General features: G+C 69.8%; 14 protein-coding genes. 6 read left to right on the forward strand and 8 right to left on the reverse strand.

Annotated features, from left to right (window positions below):
* Position 1: 1 nt before the first annotated feature.
* The 3 genes from SSMG_RS38370 to SSMG_RS38380 are packed head-to-tail and all read left to right on the forward strand — an operon-like array spanning position 2 to position 3,792.
* Entirely contained in the window at positions 2–1,804 is a 1,803-nt protein-coding gene (locus tag SSMG_RS38370; RefSeq protein ID WP_009085199.1) for a sensor histidine kinase, read from the forward strand.
* Entirely contained in the window at positions 1,801–2,454 is a 654-nt protein-coding gene (locus SSMG_RS38375; RefSeq protein ID WP_037716271.1) for a response regulator transcription factor, read from the forward strand. The genes SSMG_RS38370 and SSMG_RS38375 overlap by 4 nt, the downstream gene beginning before the upstream one ends.
* A 30-nt stretch (positions 2,455–2,484) precedes the next feature.
* Positions 2,485–3,792, forward strand: coding sequence for an amidohydrolase family protein (locus tag SSMG_RS38380; RefSeq protein ID WP_009085202.1), 1,308 nt, complete (start codon positions 2,485–2,487; stop codon positions 3,790–3,792).
* 60 nt (positions 3,793–3,852) lie between these two features.
* Here SSMG_RS38380 and SSMG_RS38385 read toward each other — a convergent pair whose 3' ends face one another.
* From SSMG_RS38385 to SSMG_RS38410, 6 genes are all read right to left on the reverse strand, one after another.
* Positions 3,853–4,530 carry an SDR family oxidoreductase gene (locus tag SSMG_RS38385; protein WP_009085205.1) on the reverse strand — a complete coding sequence of 226 codons (678 nt, stop codon included), beginning with the start codon at positions 4,528–4,530 and terminating at the stop codon, positions 3,853–3,855.
* Between the two features lie 52 nt (positions 4,531–4,582).
* The gene (locus SSMG_RS38390; protein ID WP_037716274.1) at positions 4,583–6,268 is read right to left on the reverse strand and encodes a hypothetical protein; all 1,686 of its coding nucleotides are present in this window, start codon (positions 6,266–6,268) and stop codon (positions 4,583–4,585) included.
* Between the two features lie 84 nt (positions 6,269–6,352).
* On the reverse strand, positions 6,353–7,753 hold the full coding sequence (locus SSMG_RS38395) for an SdrD B-like domain-containing protein (protein WP_009085209.1): 1,401 nt from the start codon (positions 7,751–7,753) through the stop codon (positions 6,353–6,355).
* A 54-nt stretch (positions 7,754–7,807) separates the two neighbouring features.
* The gene (locus tag SSMG_RS38400; RefSeq protein WP_037716276.1) at positions 7,808–9,889 is read right to left on the reverse strand and encodes a PhoX family phosphatase; all 2,082 of its coding nucleotides are present in this window, start codon (positions 9,887–9,889) and stop codon (positions 7,808–7,810) included.
* A gap of 160 nt (positions 9,890–10,049) precedes the next feature.
* Complete coding sequence (locus SSMG_RS38405) at positions 10,050–11,270, reverse strand: MFS transporter (RefSeq protein ID WP_009085212.1); 1,221 nt, start codon at positions 11,268–11,270, stop codon at positions 10,050–10,052.
* Positions 11,267–11,752: a MarR family winged helix-turn-helix transcriptional regulator gene (locus SSMG_RS38410; RefSeq protein ID WP_009085214.1), complete on the reverse strand. Its 486-nt coding sequence runs from the start codon at positions 11,750–11,752 to the stop codon at positions 11,267–11,269. Before SSMG_RS38410 ends, SSMG_RS38405 begins: the two co-directional genes overlap by 4 nt.
* 85 nt (positions 11,753–11,837) lie before the next feature.
* Here SSMG_RS38410 and SSMG_RS38415 point away from each other — a divergent pair, with 85 nt between their 5' ends.
* Positions 11,838–12,476: an HAD family phosphatase gene (locus SSMG_RS38415; RefSeq protein WP_009085215.1), complete on the forward strand. Its 639-nt coding sequence runs from the start codon at positions 11,838–11,840 to the stop codon at positions 12,474–12,476.
* A 74-nt stretch (positions 12,477–12,550) separates the two neighbouring features.
* On the opposite strand, the gene SSMG_RS38420 is transcribed toward SSMG_RS38415, so the two are convergent.
* Both SSMG_RS38420 and SSMG_RS38425 read right to left on the reverse strand, forming a co-directional pair.
* A complete protein-coding gene (locus tag SSMG_RS38420) occupies positions 12,551–13,639 on the reverse strand; it encodes an inositol-3-phosphate synthase (protein WP_009085217.1) in 1,089 nt (362 codons plus the stop codon).
* Positions 13,640–13,704: 65 nt separating this feature from the next.
* Entirely contained in the window at positions 13,705–14,262 is a 558-nt protein-coding gene (locus SSMG_RS38425; protein ID WP_037716279.1) for a PadR family transcriptional regulator, read from the reverse strand.
* 245 nt (positions 14,263–14,507) lie between these two features.
* On the opposite strand from SSMG_RS38425, the gene SSMG_RS38430 reads away from it, so the two are divergent.
* Together SSMG_RS38430 and SSMG_RS38435 are read left to right on the forward strand one after the other, a co-directional pair.
* Positions 14,508–14,909, forward strand: coding sequence for a DUF5318 domain-containing protein (locus tag SSMG_RS38430; protein ID WP_037716281.1), 402 nt, complete (start codon positions 14,508–14,510; stop codon positions 14,907–14,909).
* A 358-nt stretch (positions 14,910–15,267) separates the two neighbouring features.
* Entirely contained in the window at positions 15,268–17,922 is a 2,655-nt protein-coding gene (locus tag SSMG_RS38435; protein ID WP_009085222.1) for a transglycosylase domain-containing protein, read from the forward strand.
* The last annotated feature ends 102 nt before the right edge of the window (positions 17,923–18,024 follow it).

The raw sequence follows: 18,024 nt of genomic DNA on the forward strand, positions 1-18,024 counted from the left end.
TGTGCCGCACACCCCGCCGTCGAAAACGCTTGCCGCGCGGGCGACCGAACTCGCCCGCCGCCTCGACATGTCCGTGCTCGTGTTGTTCGGCGCGCTGGCGTTCGACCTCGTGTTCGTGACCGACGCGGCACTCGATGACTTCGGCCCGCGATTCGTCGACCTCGGCCTGTTCCCGGGCATTTTCGCGATGGCGGCGTGCGCGTTCTGGGCCCGCAAACGCGCGGCGGTGGCCGGCGTATTCGGCGCGTTGACGCTGATGTTCTGCACCTTCGTCATCCGCTATCTCGGCATCCCGACGTACTCCAGCGTGCTGGCGAACCTGACCGTCACCGAGTTCGTCGCCGGGATCGAGATGGTCTATTTCCTCGCCCGCCGGGCCCGTCCCGGGGTCGCCTTCGCGGTGATCAGCGCGCTGGTGATGGGCGCGCTCACCGCGGCTTTCGGCCGCGGCGGCTACCGAGACCTGTCGAGCAGCAGCATCGCGCAGACCTTGCTGTTCGGGTTCCTGTTCCTCGTCGGGACGGTGATCACCGGCGCGGTCGGCCGCCCGCGCCGCGAGCGCGACCCGGCGACGGCGGAACGCTTGCGCAACATGCACCGGTTCACCGAATTGGTGCGCGGCCAGTGGCCGTTGATCGGCATGCTCAGCGTCGGCGTGCTGATCGAATTCGGCTACACCTACGAAAGCGGCAGCCGCGGTTTCCCGCTGCTGGCCTGTTCGATCGGCGCCGCCGCGGTGACCGCGCTCTCGCCGCGCCGGCCGCGGGATTCGATCCTGGTGGTGGCCGGGCTCCTCCTGCTGTCCGCGCTCGCGACGCCGTTCCTGCATCCCAGCCACAGCTACCAGCTGCTCGGCGGCATCCCGCCGACCCAGATCGTGGCCGCCTTCGGCGTGGTCGTGAACGTCGTGCGGGCGGTGCCGCTGGTCCGGGCGTGGCCGCGGATCGCGGTGCTGTCCGGCGTGGTCGCGATCGGCACGATCCTGAACTTCGGCCCGTACCGCACCGGCCGCCTGCTCACCGACCCGGCGACGCTCGGGCTGCTCGCCACCGTCGCGGTCCTGCTGCTCGGCATCGCCATCGCGATCGGCCTCTACCTGCGCTCGCGCGATTCCGAACGCGCGCAGGTGGTGAAATCCGCGGTCACCGACGCGCAGACGGCCGAGCGGATGGCGCTGGCCAGGGAGCTGCACGACGTGGTCGCGCACCACGTGACCGGCATCGTCGTGCAGGCGCAGGCCGCGCGGATGATGGGGGAGAAGAACCCGGAACTCGCGCTGGAGGCGATGGGCCGGATCGAGAACGCGGGCGTCGAGGCGCTGGCCGCGATGCGCCGTCTGGTCCGCAGCATGCGCGGCGACGCACAGGCCGGTTCGGGCGAGTTCAACGAGCAGGCGACCACCGATCTGGCCGCTGACCTGCACCGGCTCGTCGAAGCCGGCAACCACGGCATCCCGACGCAGTTGCGGCTCGACCTGCCGGCGGACCTGCCGCACGAGGTCGGCCGGTCCGCGCTGCGGCTGATCCAGGAGTCGCTCACCAACGTCGGCAAGCACGCCTCGGACGCCACCGAGGCGATCGTGGTGGCCGAGGTCGCCGACGGCGAACTGCACTTGCGGGTGACCGACAACGGCAGCGGGCAGAGTCACCGCCCGGCGGGCGGGTCGGGCGGATACGGTCTGGTCGGCATGCGCGAACGCGTCGCGCTGCTGCACGGCAGGCTTTCGGCAGGCCGCGAGCCGGACGGCGGCTGGCGGGTCGAGGCGTGGCTGCCGCTCGAGGCGAACGGGGAGACAGACGGGTGATCCGGGTACTGATCGCGGACGACCAGGAAATGGTGCGGATGGGCTTCCGCATGATCCTGGACGCGCAGGATGACATCGAGGTGGTCGCGGACGTGCCGGACGGCATCTCCGCGGTCTCGAAGGCGCGCGAACTGCGCCCGGACGTCTGCCTGCTGGACATCCGCATGCCGGGCCTGGACGGGCTGGAGGTCACCCGTCAGCTGGCCGGTCCGGACGTCGCCGACCCGCTGAAGGTCGTCGTGGTCACCACCTTCGACCTCGACGAATACGTGCACACCGCGCTGCGCAACGGGGCGAGCGGCTTCCTGCTCAAGGACGCCGGGCCCGCGCTGCTGATCGAGGCGGTGCGCGCGGCCGATCGCGGCGACGCGCTGGTGTCGCCGCAGATCACCGTGCGGCTGCTGAAGCACTTCGACGGCGGGAACACCGCCAAGCGCGAGGCCCCGGCGCCGTCGGAGCCGTTGACCGCGCGCGAACTGGACGTGGTGAAGGCCGCCGCCCGCGGACTCACCAACACCGAGATCGGCGCGGAGCTGTTCCTGTCGCTGTCGACGGTCAAGACGCATTTGGCTTCCGTGCAGGGCAAAGTCGGCGCGCGTAACCGAGTGGAAATCGCAGCTTGGGCCTGGCGTAGCGGCGTAGTGGATTAACGGCTACTGGGACGCCCGTACTATCTCGTTATGTCGCGTCGCTTCCATGCCCCGGTTGTCCTGCCCGCCGACCCGTCCTGCTCGCTGCTCCGCGACGCCGTCGTGGACGTCGACGACGAAGGCCGGATTTCGTTCGTCGGACCGGCTTCGGACGCTCCGGAGTTCGCCGGCGAGGAGACCCGGCTGACCGGAATCCTGTTGCCCGGCTTGGTGAACTCGCACGCGCACAGTCCGATGACGCTGCTGCGCGGCATGGGCGGCGACCTGCCGCTGCTGCGCTGGCTGCGCGAGATCATCTGGCCGACCGAGGCGAAGCTGAAGCCGGCCGACGTGCGCACCGGCATGCTGCTCGGGTCGGTCGAAATGCTCCGGCACGGCGTGACGACCAGCGCGGAAATGTATTTCGAGGGCGAACAGCTCGTCGACGCGGTGCTCACGACCGGCGGCCGGGTGCTCGTCGCACCGCCGGTGATCGAACTGCCCGGGCTGGATTGGCGGGAAACGCTGGCCGCGATCGACCGGTGGATCGACGCCGACGGGCTGCGCTTCGGCCCCGGGGAACGGATCGAGCTGGGATACGGGCCGCATTCCGCGTACATGCTGAACCCGGACGGGCTGCGGGCGACCGCGGAATCCGCCGCTGCCCGGGGCGCGTTGGTGCAGATTCACGTCGCGGAGGCCGCCGCCGAGGATCTGGAGCAGCGCAAGGAGTACGGATCCGTGCCTCGGCTGCTGGATTCGCTGGGAATGTTCAACGGGCGCACCCTTGCCGCGCATTCGGTGCATTTGTCGGACGAGGACATCGCGATCTTCGCCGCTCGCGGAGTGGGGATGGCGCATTGCCCCGGGTCCAACGCGAAGCTGGCTTCCGGCATCGCGCGGATCAAGGACTTGCGCGCGGCCGGGGTCGCGATCGGGCTCGGCACCGACGGTCCGGCGTCCAACGACGACATCGACCTCTGGGAAGAGCTGCAGCTGACGGCGATGCTGGCCCGGCTGGCCAACGACGATTCCACCGTGGTCACCGCGAAGGACGTGTTCCTGATGGCCACCCGCGGCGGCGCCGAAGCGCTCGGTCGCCACGACCTCGGCGTCCTGGAGGCGGGCCGCTGGGCTGACCTCGTGCACGTCGACCTCGACGACCCGGCGTTCGCGACCGGCCTGGACGTGCCGGACGAGCAGTTGCTGGCGAACCTCGTGTGGGCGGCCGGGTCCCGGCGAGTGCGGGACGTGTGGGTCGCGGGCGAGCAGGTCGTCGCGGACGCGGAGCCGACGCGGGTCGACCGCCGCGAGATCCAGGCGACGGTGGCCGACACCGCCGCCCGGCTGCGGGCCTGACGCTGTCCGTGAAGGACTCCTTGGGGGAATCTGATTCCCTCAAGGAGTCCTTCACGGACCTCAGCGAGGACGGACCTGGATCTCGGTGAAGTGGGCTTCCGGGGTGGCGGTGACCGCGGTGAGGACGGCCGTGGCCACCGAGTCCGGGCGCAGGTACTTGTCGACGTCGTAGCTGCCGCCTTCCTGGACGCGGACCTGGCGCTGCATGTCGGTGTCGGTGCGGCCGGGGAAGATCGAGGTCACCCGCAGGTCTGGTTCCTCGGCGCGCAGTGAGTCGGTGAAGGCGCGGGCGGCGAATTTGCTTGCCGCGTAAGGACCCCAGCCCGGACGGGCGGTATACCCGGCACCGGAGTTGATCACGACGACGTGGCCGTTCGCGTTGCGCAGCGCGGGCAGCAGCAGGCGGGTCAGTTCGGCGACCGCGATGACGTTCACCTCGAGGTTCGTGCGCCACACGGAGGCCGGGGAGTCGGCGACGGCGCCGATTTTGCCGGTCCCCGCGGAGTGGACCAGCACGTCCAGCCGGTCGATCTTGCTGGCCGCGGCTTCCAGCGAAGCCGCGTCGGTGAGGTCGACCGGCCAAGGCCGCGCGCCGGGCAGTTCCTCGGCCACCTTCGCCAGTGCGTCGGTGTCGCGGCCGCCCAGGAGGAGACGGTGCGTCGGGGAGAGCTGGTGCGCGATTGCCGCGCCGATGCCCCGCGAGGCACCGGTGATCAGGGCGAGCGGGAGGTCGGTCATACCGGCCACGGTAGGCGTCCGGCGCCGATTCGCCAGTTCGGGGAGTCGTCGATCACTTCGCCGGGGCGCACTGGGCGGCTGCCCACGGGTCGCGCGGGTAGCGGATTTCCGTGCGGTGCACCGAGCCGGTGAAATTGTCGATAAAGCGACTCCAAGTGAGCGGTTCGCGGGTGGAGGCCAGCACGTTCTGCACGTCCGGACAGCGCAGTGCGGCGCGGGCGGCGTCGATCTCGGCGGGCTGGAACATCCGGATCTCGCCGTCGGTGGCGTAGTCGCCGTATCCGGCTTCGGCGATCTCCCAGGCCGCGACCAGCCACTTCGAGTGTCCGGGGCGACCGCCGGCGATGGACGACGAGTGCGAGGCCAGATCGCTGGCCAGGCCGTAACCGTCGTGGATGCGGACGTCCAGGGACACGATGTTGCTGATCGCGCCCATGCTGTCGGCCGCCATGGTCACGTACGGCCGGTTGGTCGGGAAGCGGAACCACTGCTTCACGTCGCCGTAGCTGTAGACGAGCACGGCCGGTCGCGTCGTCGCTTGGACCGCGTCGACGGCGTGGCGGATGACGTCCTGGCCGAGGTAATCCGTTGCCAGCACTGGGTATTCGTGCCCGGTCGCCCAGGACCAGTAGCCGCGTTCGTCGGTGACGCTCACTGCCAGATGCGTGCCTTCGTACGGCACGCGCAGCCAGCCGCTCGCGATCACGGACCAGGCGGCGACTCCCGCGAGGCACGCGATTGTCTTGCGGGTCAACGGGATCGCCATGACCGGAAGCAGCAGCACGAACAACGCGGGCAGCAGCATCCGGCCGTGCATGAAATCGCCGCCGACGCGCACGACGTACAGCGCGAGCAAAACCCCGCTCACCAACGACGTCAGCAACAAGAGGCGCGACCGGCGCACCAGGACCGCGGCAATGACGAGCAGCAGCAACGGGATCCACAGCAGGTACGGGCTGATGAGATCAGTCAGATACGCGAAGCCGCGCGGCCAGTCGCTGTTGGCCGCTTCCTTCGCGAGCGCGGTGTTCGGCGTGAGCAGTCCGTAGTAGCCCATCCGAAACACCTGGTAGGCCACCGGAATCGCGATTCCCGCGCCGAGCCAGCCCAGTGCGGCAAGCCATCGCGGACGGCGCAGCAGCACGAGAGCGACGAAGCCGACCACGCTGAACAACGCCAGGTCCGGTCGGACGAGCGGGCCGAGCCCGAGCACGATCGCGGTGGCGATCGGCGCTGTGCCGCGCACGAGAAGCCACCAGCTCAGCCCCAGCCACAGCAGCACCAGGCCGGTTTCCAGGCCGGAGGTCGCGAAGTCGCGGAACGGCGGGAGCGCGCACACCACCAGTGCCCCGGCGGGAGCCACTGGTCCGGCGTAGAGGCGACGGGCGCCGTCCAAACCGAAGAACAAGCCGCCGACCGCGCACAGCAGGCCGGTGAGCACCGCGATCCATTCGAGCGGCGGTCCGGGGATCGTGCCGGCCCCGGCCAGCAGCCAGGTCCACAACGGACTCGTGCTCGCCTCGACACGCTCGCCGACGTTGAACACCGGGCCGTTCCCGGCGAGGATCTGCCGGACGGTGCGCAGCACGAGCAGTCCGTCGTCGCTCATCCACCGGCGTTGCCAGGCGAGCACCGCGTACAGCACGAGGACCGCCCCGGTGGCGGCCCACGTCCAGGTCGTCGGGCGGCGGTGCCACGGGAGCGGATCGTCCGGCAGCGCGTCGGCGGCCGCGGTCATGATTGGTCCAGACCTCCCCGAGACATGGTGTGCCGCCACAGTCTCGCATCCGCCTGACGGCGACGCTCGGCGGTCGGGGAGCCGCTACCGCGAAGGTGACGCAGCCGACGCCGTCGGCGCGGGAGGCCCGCTCGGCGCGGGCGGAACGGTCGGCGGGGGCGGGGCGAGGCCGATGTCCAGGTCCATCCGCTCGCGGTCCTTGCCGCCGAGGGTGAACGGCGAGGTGCAGCCGGTCGCCGGGTCGACCGCCGAGTCCAAACCGGGCGCCCCCGCGCCGCGCTGGGTGACGGTGAGGCCGTCCGGCAGCTTCGAGATGTCGAAGCACACCTGGTAGGTGCCGTCCTTGCGCTGGTCGAACAGGTAGCTGCCGTCGGCGTTCGTGCGCGTGGTGGCGACGGTGCCGCCCGCGCCGTCCTTGAGCGTGACCGGAAGATCCGGGAAGCCGGGTTCGTCGTCGTCCTGCATGCCGTTGCGGTTCAGGTCTTTCCACGCGCGGTCGCCGATCTTGCCGACCGCGGGCTGCGGCGTGACGGTGACCGTCACGCTCGCCTTCTGCTCGGCGAGCGGCCCGCCCGGACCGGTGCCGGTGACCTTCGCGGTGTTGACGTGCCCGTTGTCGTCCTCGGTGAGGTTCGGGTGGTCGCAGGTGACTTCGCGCGACGCGTTCGCGGCGAGGTCGAACGCGCCGGGGAGCCCGGTGCACCACGGGTCCTTCACGAGGACCCCGGTGAGCGGCTCGGAGCCGGTGTTGGAGACGGAGATGCGGAAGTGCGCGGCGTCGCCGGCCGGGATGGCAGCCGACGGGCCCCACGTTCCGTCCGCCGGATTCCGCACCTCCATCTTCACCGCGAACGCGGCGAGCGCCACGTGCACGCAGTCCCACAGCACCCAGTTGTGGTTGGTGCTGGCGAAAAACGAGACCGCCGCGGTGTCGTCCGGCGCGGTGAACGGCGGCAGTTCCTGCCGCGCGAGCCTGCCGTCGGACGCGACGTCGTGCGTCACCGGAAGCGGTTTCTCCACCAGCACGCGACCGGCGCGGTCGGCGAAGCGCAGCCCGGTGGTCGCGCTCGCGCGCGCACCGAGGCCGGATTGCGCCGTCGCCGACCACACCGACAGCGAGTATTGCCCGCCGGGCACCGCTTTCACCTGCTGGGCAGCCGAGCTGACACGGCCGTCCGGCGTCTGGATCTGGGCGTTGACCCGCCCGTCGACCGCGTGCGCGGTGCTGGTGAGCAGCTTCGGCACCCGGTCCGGCGGGGTGCTGCGCGGAACCGGTGCGGCGGGGATGAACAGGTACCCGCGCGGCGCTCCGCCGGGCGAACCGGCGTCCTCCACGCTCGGGTTGGCCGCGATGCCGCCGCACTCCGGAGCCCCCTGCGCGGGAGCCGACCCGGGAGTGACGACGGCGAGCGCGCCGACCAGCATCGCAGTGCCCGCCGCCGCGCCCGCCGTGCGTCCGATCGCGACTTTCCTTGCCCGCCTCACGCGGTGAAGCTAGACCCAGGAAGCCCGATCGGCGGTAAGAAACACCCCAAAGTGTTACCGGCGGCCGATCCGGCCGGGCAATCCGAAGGCGCCCTTCTTCCACACCGACACGATCGCCGGCCGCGGCTGGGAGCTGCCGCCGTCCGGCCAGTGCGAGGTCGGGTTCGCCGAACTCGGCGCGTCCTCGCCGGGGTGCTGCACCGCGACCAGCACGAGGTTTTCGGTGACGACCGGACCGCACGTCTCGGCGCCGACCGGCACGGACAGGAACTGCTTCACGTGCCCGCGCTCGGGTCCGGTGACCGGAACCGAGAAGAGGCCGTCGTTCGCGCCGAGGGTGTTGCCGTCGGTGGAGATCCACAGGTTGCCGTGCGGGTCGAAGGCCACGTTGTCCGGGCACGAGATGGGGCTGACCTGGTCCTTCGGGAAGCCGCCGAAGTAGGTGTCGGCCGTGGCCGGGTCGCCGCAGACGAGGAGCAGCCGCCAGGAGAACCGGGTCGAGGCGGCGTCGCCGCGGTCCTCGTCCCATTCGAGGATGTGCCCGTTTTTGTTGCGGGTGCGCGGGTTCGCCTCGTCCGGGGCCGCCTTGCCCGCCGCGCCGCGGTCGGAGTTGTTGGTGAGCGCGGCGTAGATCCGGCCGTTGACCGGGTTCGGCTCGATGTCCTCCGGACGGTCCATTTTGGTCGCTCCGGCGCGGTCGGCGGCCTGCCGGGTGAACACGTAGACCTCCTCCGCGGTGAATCCGTCCACAAAGGACTTGTCGCCGCTGGCAAGGGGAATCCACTCGCCGGTGCCGTCGAACTCGCCGTCGGCGGGCAGCTTGCCGGAACCGTCGATCTCGCCCGGGCTGTTGCCGGAGAACTTGGCGACGTAGAGGGTTCCCTCGTCCAGCAGCGCCGAATTGTGCCGCCGGGCGAGCGCGGAGTTCCCCTTCTTGTACTTGCCCTTCGAGACGAATTTGTAGATGTACTCGAACCGCTCGTCGTCGCCGGAGTATACCGCGACCCGGCCGTCCGCGGTGATCTTGACGTTCGCCGCCTCGTGCTTGAACCGGCCGAGGGCGGTGTGCTTCACCGGCGTGGAATTCGGGTCGTTCGGATCGATTTCCACGACCCAGCCGAACCGGTTGGGCTCGTTGGGCTCGCGCGAAACGTCCCAGCGCTTGTCGAAGCGCTCCCATTTGCGCGTGCTCTCGCCGGTGCCGACCGCGTACCGCTTGAGCCGCGCGGCCTCGGTCGGATCGGAAACCTTGTCCGCGTGGGCGAAGTACTGGTGGAAGTTCTCCTCGCCGGACAGCACGGTGCCCCACGGCGTGACGCCGCCGGAGCAGTTGTTCTGCGTGCCGCGCACGCGCTTGCCGGACGGATCGGCCGACGTCTTGAGGTACTTCGAACCGGCCGCCGGACCGCGCACCTCGAAAATCGTGTCGAGCGTGATCCGCCGGTTCAGCGGGCTGGGCACCGTGCGCAGCGCGCCGCCGATCGGGTCGCGCAGGGTCTGCAGCACCGACAAACCGTGTGCCGCCCAGGCGATTTTCACCTGTTCCTCGGTGGGATTGGCCGGGTCGTACTGATCGGCCGGGAAGAGGTGCACCTCGGTGGTGTACTCGTGGTTGACCACCAGCAGATTGCGCAGGCCGAGCGGATCCTGCGGGATCAGGCCGACGAAGTCGTTGTTGTAGCCGAACTGCTTGGCCTGCGCGGCCGCGGTCTGCTTGCGGAAATCGAACTTCGGCGCGCCGGGGACCACCGGGTCGCCCCAGCGGATCACCACGTGCTGGGCGTACCCGTCGGGGATGCTGACGGCGTCGAGTTTGTTCGGCGGCACCGGCGTGAAGTCGGTGCCGGGCACGGCGCGGCCCTTCGCCAGCGGAGCAGGGGCCTGGGCCGGAGGGGCAGCCGCGGCGGTGCCGGACAGCGCGGCGAACCCGCCCGCGGCCGCGGCCATCACCGCGCCGGCCTTGAACACGCCGCGCCGCGAGACGCCCTTGGCGATGTCGCCGAAGTACTCGTTGCCGGTCGGGTTCGGGGCCTCGTGCGCGCACGCGTTGCCGCAGCGGTATTCGCAGGTGATCGGGGATCGGCCGCCGGAATGCGCGGTGAACAGGGGCAGCAGTCGTCCAGGCTCCAGGGACACGGGGCCTCCAGGGTCGCTTCTCGGTGGGAACCCGGCGACCGTATGCGGCGAAAACCCCCTGAATCGGACTAAAAGGTTAACAGCGGATGTATTCCCCCAAAGACGACGATCGCCCCCGAACAGGCAGTCCGGGGGCGATCGCGGTGAGTGGCCGAAGCGGTCAGAACTCCTCGTCGCCGACGAGCGCGGCCTCCCTCGGCACGGTGTGCGGGTCGGCCTTCTTCTCGCGCTGCGAGAGCAGCACGGCGGCGATCACGCAGAGCACGGCGGCGATCAGGAACGGACCCTGCTCCCAGCCCATCCACTCGGCGAGGTGGCCGACGAGCGTGGCCGCGACCGCGCCGCCGAACCAGCGGCAGAAGTTGTACCCGGCACTCGCGACCGGCCGCGGCGCGTCGCTGATCGACATCGCGGTGCCGGTGAAGAGCGTGTTCAGCAGTCCGGAAACCAGCCCGGACACGACGATCCCGACGACCACCACCGGCTTGCTCGGGATGGCCAGCACCAGCATCAGCACCGTGTACCCGGTCACCGCCAGCGCGGCGGCGTGCCGTTCGCCGAACTTCGCGGCCATCTTCGGCGCGAGCACCACGCCGGCGATCGCCACACAGAGGCCCCAGCCGCAGAAGATCAGGCCGACCGCGATGGCGTTCCAGCCGAGCACGAACGGGGACCAGGCGAGCACCGCGAAGAACGCGGCGGTGTAGAGCGCCGAGGCGATCGACGTCCGGAGCAGGCCGGGGTGCTTGAGCGCGCGGATCGGGTCGAGCAGTTTGACCGGATCGCGCTTCTGCCGCGAATCGCTGGTCAGGAAGATCGAGCAGAGCAGCAGGGCGGCGACCATCAGCACCGCGGTGCCGAGGAACGGGCCGCGCCACGAGATCGTGCCCAGCAGCGCGCCGAGCAGCGGACCGACGGCGAGCCCGACGCCTAGCGCGGCCTCGTAAAGCAGGATCGCGCCGGATTGGCCACCGGTCGCCGCGCCGACGATCACCGACAACGCGGTGGCGATGAAGAAGGCGTTGCCCAGTCCCCACACCGCACGCAGGCCGACGAGCTGTTCGATCGAACCGGCCGCGGCGCACAGCGCGGTCGCGGCGACGATCAGGGTCAGCCCGACGAGCACGGTCCGCTTGGCCCCGAACCGGGCGGACATCGCGCCGGTGAAGAGCATCGCGATCACCTGCACGCCGAGATACGACGTGAACAGCAGCGTGACCTGGGACGGCGAAGCGTTCAGGCCCTTGGCGATGGACAGCAGGATCGGGTCGACGAGGCCGATGCCCATGAACGCGATGACCGCGGCGAACGCGGTGATCCACACCTGTTTGGGCTGGCCCTTGACCGCGTCCAGCAGGCTCGAGTGGTGCTCAGCGCTCATCGCGGATCAGTTCCTCCTTCAGAAATTGCGGCGAGTTCCGCGGCGGGGTCGTCGCGGTGGAAGTCGGCGATCAGCTTGGTGAGCGCGGGAAGCGCGGCGTCGATGGCGGCGCGCTCGGCCGGGTCGAGGCGGCCGAGCCGCGCCCGCAGCTCCGCCTCCCGGCCCGCGATCATCTCGGCGTAGAACCGCTCGCCTTCCGGAGTGGCCTCCACGAGCACGGCGCGCCCGTCGTCGGGATCGGGTCGGCGGGTCACCATGCCGAGCCGTTCGAGCCTGCGCACGACGTCGGTCATCGACGGCATCCGCACGCGCTCAAGTCGGGAGAGCCGGCTCATCCGGCTCGGCCCGCGGCCGACCAGCTCCGACAGCACCGATCCCTGGGTCAGGGTCAGCAGCTGCGCGGATTCGCGGCGCACCAGGTAGTACAGCCGGAAGACCACCGGCCGCAGCCGCTGCGCCAAATCGCCCGTCGAGGAAGTCACTTAGCTAGGCTAACAAAAATTAGTTAGGGTAGCGAAGTAATTCGGCTCACAAGGTGGTCCAGTCCAGGACCCCTAGGCTGGACCGGTGGATGCGGTGATCTTCGACCTCGACGGCGTACTGGTGGACTCCGAGACGACGTGGGACGAGGTGCGCCGAGCGGTAGTCGCCGAACACGGCGGGACCTGGCGGCCCGAGGCGACCCGCGCGCAACAGGGGATGAGCACGCCGGAATGGGCGCGCTACCTGGTGGAAACGCTGGGCGCGCAGCTCACGCCGGACGAGATCGCGCGCACGGTGATCGACGAAATGGCCGCCCGCTACGCCGACCGCCCGCCGGTGATCGACGGCGCGGACCAGGTCGTCCGCGAGATCGCCCGGCACTGGCCGGTGGCGATCGCCAGCTCGTCGCCGCCGGTGCTGATCCACTCGTTCCTGACCGCGTGCGACCTGACGTCGCTGGTCCCGGTGGCCGTGTCGAGCGAGGAAGTGGCCGCGGGCAAGCCCGAACCGGACGTCTACCTGCGCGCGGCGATGCTGCTGGGCGTCGAGGCCTCCCGCTGCGCCGCGGTGGAGGACTCGACGAACGGCCTGCGCGCGGCGTTCGCGGCCGACATGACGGTGTTCGCGGTGCCGAACCCGCACTTCCCGCCGGACCCGGAGGTGCTGCGGGAGGCGAGGGTGCTGCCTGATTTGGCGGCGCTTCCGGCCGCGCTCAGGGAGTGACGCGGCTCAGGACAAAGCCGTGAGGGGAACCCCGGATCCCCCGGGATTCCCCTCACGGACAGTCAACCGGCGGCTCAGCGCTCCACTTCGCCGCGGATGAAGGCGTCGACCGCGTCGCGGGCGGTCGAGTCGTCGTACTGTTCCGGCGGCGACTTCATGAAGTAGGACGACGCGGACAGGATCGGGCCGCCGATGCCGCGGTCCTTGGCGATCTTCGCCGCGCGCACCGCGTCGATGATGATGCCCGCCGAGTTGGGGGAGTCCCACACCTCGAGCTTGTACTCCAGGTTCAGCGGCACGTCGCCGAACGCACGGCCCTCGAGGCGGACGTAGGCCCACTTGCGGTCGTCGAGCCACTGCACGTAGTCCGACGGTCCGATGTGGACGTTGCCCTTGCCGAGCTCGCGGTCGACCTGCGACGTGACCGACTGGGTCTTCGAGATCTTCTTCGACTCGAGCCGCTCCAGCTCCTTCATGTTCAGGAAGTCCATGTTCCCGCCCACGTTGAGCTGCATCGTGCGGTCGAGCTGTACGCCGCGGTCCTCGAACAGCTTCGCCAGCACGCGGTGCGTGATGGTGGCGCCGACCTGGGACTTGATGTCGTCGCCGACGATCGGGACGCCCGCGTCCTCGAACTTCTTCGCCCACTCCGGGTCGGACGCGATGAACACCGGCAGCGCGTTGACGAACGCGACGCCCGCGTCGATCGCGGCCTGCGCGTAGAACTTGTCGGCCTCTTCGGACCCGACGGGAAGGTAGGAGACGAGCACGTCGACCTGTGCGGCGCGCAGCGCGGCGACCACGTCGACCGGGGCCTCGTCGGACTCCTCGATGGTCTCGCGGTAGAACCGGCCGAGGCCGTCGTAGGTGTGCCCGCGCTGGACGGTGACGCCGAGCGGCGGCACGTCGGCGATCTTGATCGTGTTGTTCTCGCTGGCGGAGATCGCCTCCGAGAGATCGTGGCCGACCTTCTTCGCGTCGACGTCGAACGCGGCGACGAACTCGACGTCGCGCACGTGGTACTCGCCGAACTGGACGTGCATCAAACCGGGGACGCGCGTGCCGGGATCCGCGTCGCGGTAGTACTGCACGCCCTGGACCAGCGACGAGGCGCAGTTGCCGACGCCCACGATGGCCACCCGAACGCGGCGGTTCTCGCCCATGCCGGTTTCTCCTTCAATCTCATTCACTTGCATCTGCAGGTCTGCCGCCCCGTTGCGGCCGCCGCTCAACTCGGTCCCGGCTGCTCCGGGCCGCGCTGCTCGGCTTGTTCGTGCGCGATCAGCTCGTTGAGCCAGCGCACCTCCCGCTCGCTCGACTCCAGCCCCAGCCGGTGCAGCTCGCGGGTGTAGCGGTCGATCTTCTCCTCGGCCCTGGCCAGCGCGTCCCGCAACCCTTCGCGCCGCTCCTCGACGCGGCGGCGGCGGCCTTCCAGGATGCGCATCCTGACGTCGGCCGGTGTCCGCGAGAAGAACGCCAGGTGGACGCCGAATCCCTCGTCGTCCCACGTCTGCGGTCCCGCGTCGCCGAGCAGTTCGGCGAAGCGTTCCTTGCCCTCGGCGGTGAGCTTGTAGACGCGGCGGCCGCGCCGGGACCACGCCCGGTCGTCCGCCTCGTCGAACTCCTCGACGAGGTAACCGGCCCGCAGCAGCCGGCGCAAGGTCGGATACAGCGAGCCGTACGAGAACGTCCGGAACATCCCGAGCGTCTCGTGCAAACGTTTGCGCAGCACGTACCCGTGCATGGGCGCCTCGTGCAGCAATCCGAGGATCGCGAGTTCGAGCACACCACACCCCATTCCGGGAATACGCCGCGGCCGGCCTCGTTGATCACCCGGGGCCGGCTCAGCCAACCTACTCGGCGAGTATATCGCGCCGATACATCGAAGTGGCGGAAGTAACCCGCGACCAGCACGCGCCCGGCGATCCGTGACCAGAGCGTTAGCTAACTTTCGGCGTGTCCGAACGGTCGCGCTGGGTGCGGGAAAGCAGGGGGCACCCCGGACACAGAAAGAGCCCGTACTCTGTCCTCGTGCGAAACCAGCGGCAGGTTGTGGATTACGCCTTGCAGCGCCGTGCGCTGCTGGCGGGCGTCCGCTCCGGACGGGTCGGAGACCACGAGGTCTGCGACGCGAGCCCGTACCTGCTCCGCGCGGCCAAATTCCACGGCAGACCCGAGGACCGGGCCTGTCCGATGTGCCGCCGGGCGCCGCTGCACCTCGTCTCCTGGGTGTACGGCGACGAGCTCAAGCACGTCTCGGGATCGGCACGCACCCCCGCCGAACTGGCCCGGATGTCCGGGGTTTTCGGGGAATTCACCGTCTATGACGTAGAGGTGTGCCGGACGTGCCACTGGAACCATCTGGTCCTGTCCTATGTCCTCGGCACGGGAGAGCCCCAGCCGACCCGGCCGCGAAGGACTGCCGGGCAGTGACGAGTACCACAACCGCTGCAGAACGCAGGGCGGCGCGCCGCTGTCCGTCCCGGACGACGGCGGCGGCAGTGCAGGCAGTGCCGCCTTCGGAGGCCCATTCGTGAACGACGACCGCGACCGCTCCTGGCCCAGCCAGGAGCCAGATGCACCTCGCCGTGCCCGGCGCCCGCAGGAGGACCCCGGTCCCGCCTGGCCAGCCGATGACGCCCCCCGGCGCCCCGCGCCGCCCCGCCGTCCTCCCGCGGGCGGTCCGCGCCCGCCGCGTGCGCCGAGAGCCGAAGCCGGTCCCGAATGGCCGAGCGGCGACGAGGGCGGTCCGCAGTGGCCCGCCGCCGACGAGCCGCGCCGTCCGCAGCGGATGCCGCAGAACCGCGCCCCGCAGGGCCGCCCGCCGCAAGGCCCCCCGCAGGACCGCGGTTCGGGCACCCGGGCGTCCCAGAGCCTCGACGGACAGGGCGCGCCCCCGCCGCGTCGCCAGCCTCCGGGCGGCCGTCCCGGACCCAACGGCGGTCCGAATGGCGGTCCGAACGGGAACGCCACCCAGGGCTTCCGCCAGCCGCCGCCCAACGGACGGCCGCCGCAAGGCCGCCCGGTCCCGCCGCCTCCGCAGTCCTACCCGGAGACCGACCGCGAACCGGACCTGATCACGCACGCCGCGCACAACGGCTACGCGCCCTACGACGACCGGTACGACGACGGCTACGACCCGTACGACGAGGAAACCCGCCTCGCCCAGTACTCGGACGACGCCGACTTCGAGGACGAAGCGGAAGGCGAGGAGGACGGCAAGAAGCCCAAGATCCCGCTTTCGCCGATGCAGCGCCGCAAACGCCGGTGGAAGATCATCCGGCGCGTGCTGTACGCGATGTTCGGCCTGTTCGTCGTGGTGCCCGCGATCGCGTTCGTGATCACCTATTTCATGGTCGACGTGCCCTCGCCGCAGGAAGTGCTCGCGAAGCAGAGCCAGCCGATCACCTTCTACTACGCCGACAAATCGGTGATGGGCCGCGTGGTCCCGCAGGGCGGCAACCGCGAACTGCTGCAGCCCAACCAGATCCCGGAGGTCGTCAAGCACGCCGTGTACTCGGCCGAGGACGCGACCTTCGAGACCAACTCCGGCTTCAACGTGATGGCGATCCTGCGGTCGGTCTTCAACCAGGCGACCGGCGGCACCGGCGGCGGTTCGACCATCTCGCAGCAGTACATCAAGCAGGCGACCAAGAACGACGCCCCCACGCTGACCCGTAAGTGGACCGAGCTGGCGAAGTCGTTCAAGCTGAACAACGAAGCGTCCAAATCGGACATCATCACCGGCTACCTGAACATCGTCTTCTTCGGGCGCGGCGCCAACGGCATCGCCGCCGCGTCGAAGGCGTACTTCGGCAAGGACGTCTCGCAGCTCAACGCGTCCGAGGCGGCGCTGCTCGCCGGGATGATCCAGGGCCCGAGCCGCGACCGCGACACCGCGTACGTCCAGAAGCGGTGGAACTACGTGATGGACCAGATGGTGGCCAACCACTGGCTCTCGCCCGCCGACCGCAAGGCCGCGCAGCTGCCCACGATGGTCCCGCGCGACGCGCAGAAGAAGCAGGACGCGGGCACGCTGGACTACTTCGTCCGGCAGCGCATCATCGATGAGCTCAGGGACAAGGGCTACGACGAGGACAAGCTTTACTCCACCGGCGCGAAGATCTACACCACGATCGACCCGAACGCGCAGAAGCTCGCGGTGCAGTCCGTCCAGGACAACATGGAGGGCCAGACCGACCCGAAGCTGCTGGGAGCGCTGGTCGCCATCGACCCCAGAACAGGCGGCGTAGTCGCCTACTACGGCGGGCCCAACACAATCAAGGACGACAAGGGCAACGACACGCTCGCCCTGGACTGGGCGAGCAAGCCACAGAACCCGGGTTCGTCGATGAAGGCCTTCGACCTCACTGCCTGGCTGAAGATGGGCAAGGGCCTCGGCGAGACCTTCGACGGCACCAACAACCGCGAACTCGGCGGCCGCGTCGTCCGCAACGCGGGCGAAAGCGCCAGCTGCGGATCCCAATGCACGGTGAAGAAGGCGATGGAAGTGTCCGCGAACACCGTGTTCTACGACATGGTGCTGAACTGGACGAAGCCGGCGCGGGTCGCGGAAGCCGCCAAGGAAGCGGGCGTTCGGACAGCTCCGCAAGGGGTGGCGAAGCTCGGCACGAACGACGCCAACATCGCTCTCGGCGGTGGTGAGACGTCGGTGACTCCGGAGGACATGGCCGCCGGGTATTCGTCCTTCGCCTCCGGCGGGGTCCGGCGCGATCAGCACTTCGTCGCGAAGCTCACCAATTCGCAGGACGAGGTCATCTTCGACAACACCAATGGGCAGGGTAAACCCGCGTTCGACGACAACGCGGACAAGAGCAAGCAGATCGCCGGAAACGTGACCGACGCGCTCATCCCGGTCATCGCCGAATCGCACCTGAAGTGCCCGAGCGGACACGAGTGCGCGGGCAAGACCGGAACCCAGCAGTACGACCCGAAGAAGACCGACCCGCCTTCGTACAAGGACCGCAACTCGCAGACCTGGATGGTCGGTTACACGCCGTCGATCTCGGTCGCCGTCTGGATCGGCGGCGACGGCACCCAGCCGCTGCACGACAAGAACGACAAACCGATCTACGGCAAGACGATCGCTGGTCCGACCTGGCAGGACTTCATGACGAACTACCTGAAGGACAAGCCGGACGAGAAGTTCGACAAGGTGCAGCCGATCGGCAAGGACGCGGACGAGGTCGTCACGTCGAGCAAGACGGCCCCGCCGCCGCGCCAGACCTCGAGCGAGGAAGCGCCTCCGCCGTCCACGACGTCCTCGTCGTCGGAGCCGCCGACCAGTTCGTCGCATCCGACGTCCTCGTCGACGACCAGCCCGACCAAACCGGGCGGCATCTTCGGCGGCGGCACCGAAGGCGGCAATCCGGGCAGCGGGGGAGGTCCCGTCGTGAACGGCGAGCCGCCGCGACGCACCGGCTGACCCGCGCCCGACCCCCTGAAAGAGGCTCCTCTCCCACGCCGGAGAGGAGCCTCTTTTTGCCGGTACCGCCCGGCTGGGCGTGCGGTAGGTTCACCGACGGTC

The sequence above is a fragment of the Streptomyces sp. AA4 genome (genome assembly GCF_000158875.1).
Classification (GTDB): Bacteria; Actinomycetota; Actinomycetes; order Mycobacteriales; family Pseudonocardiaceae; genus Amycolatopsis.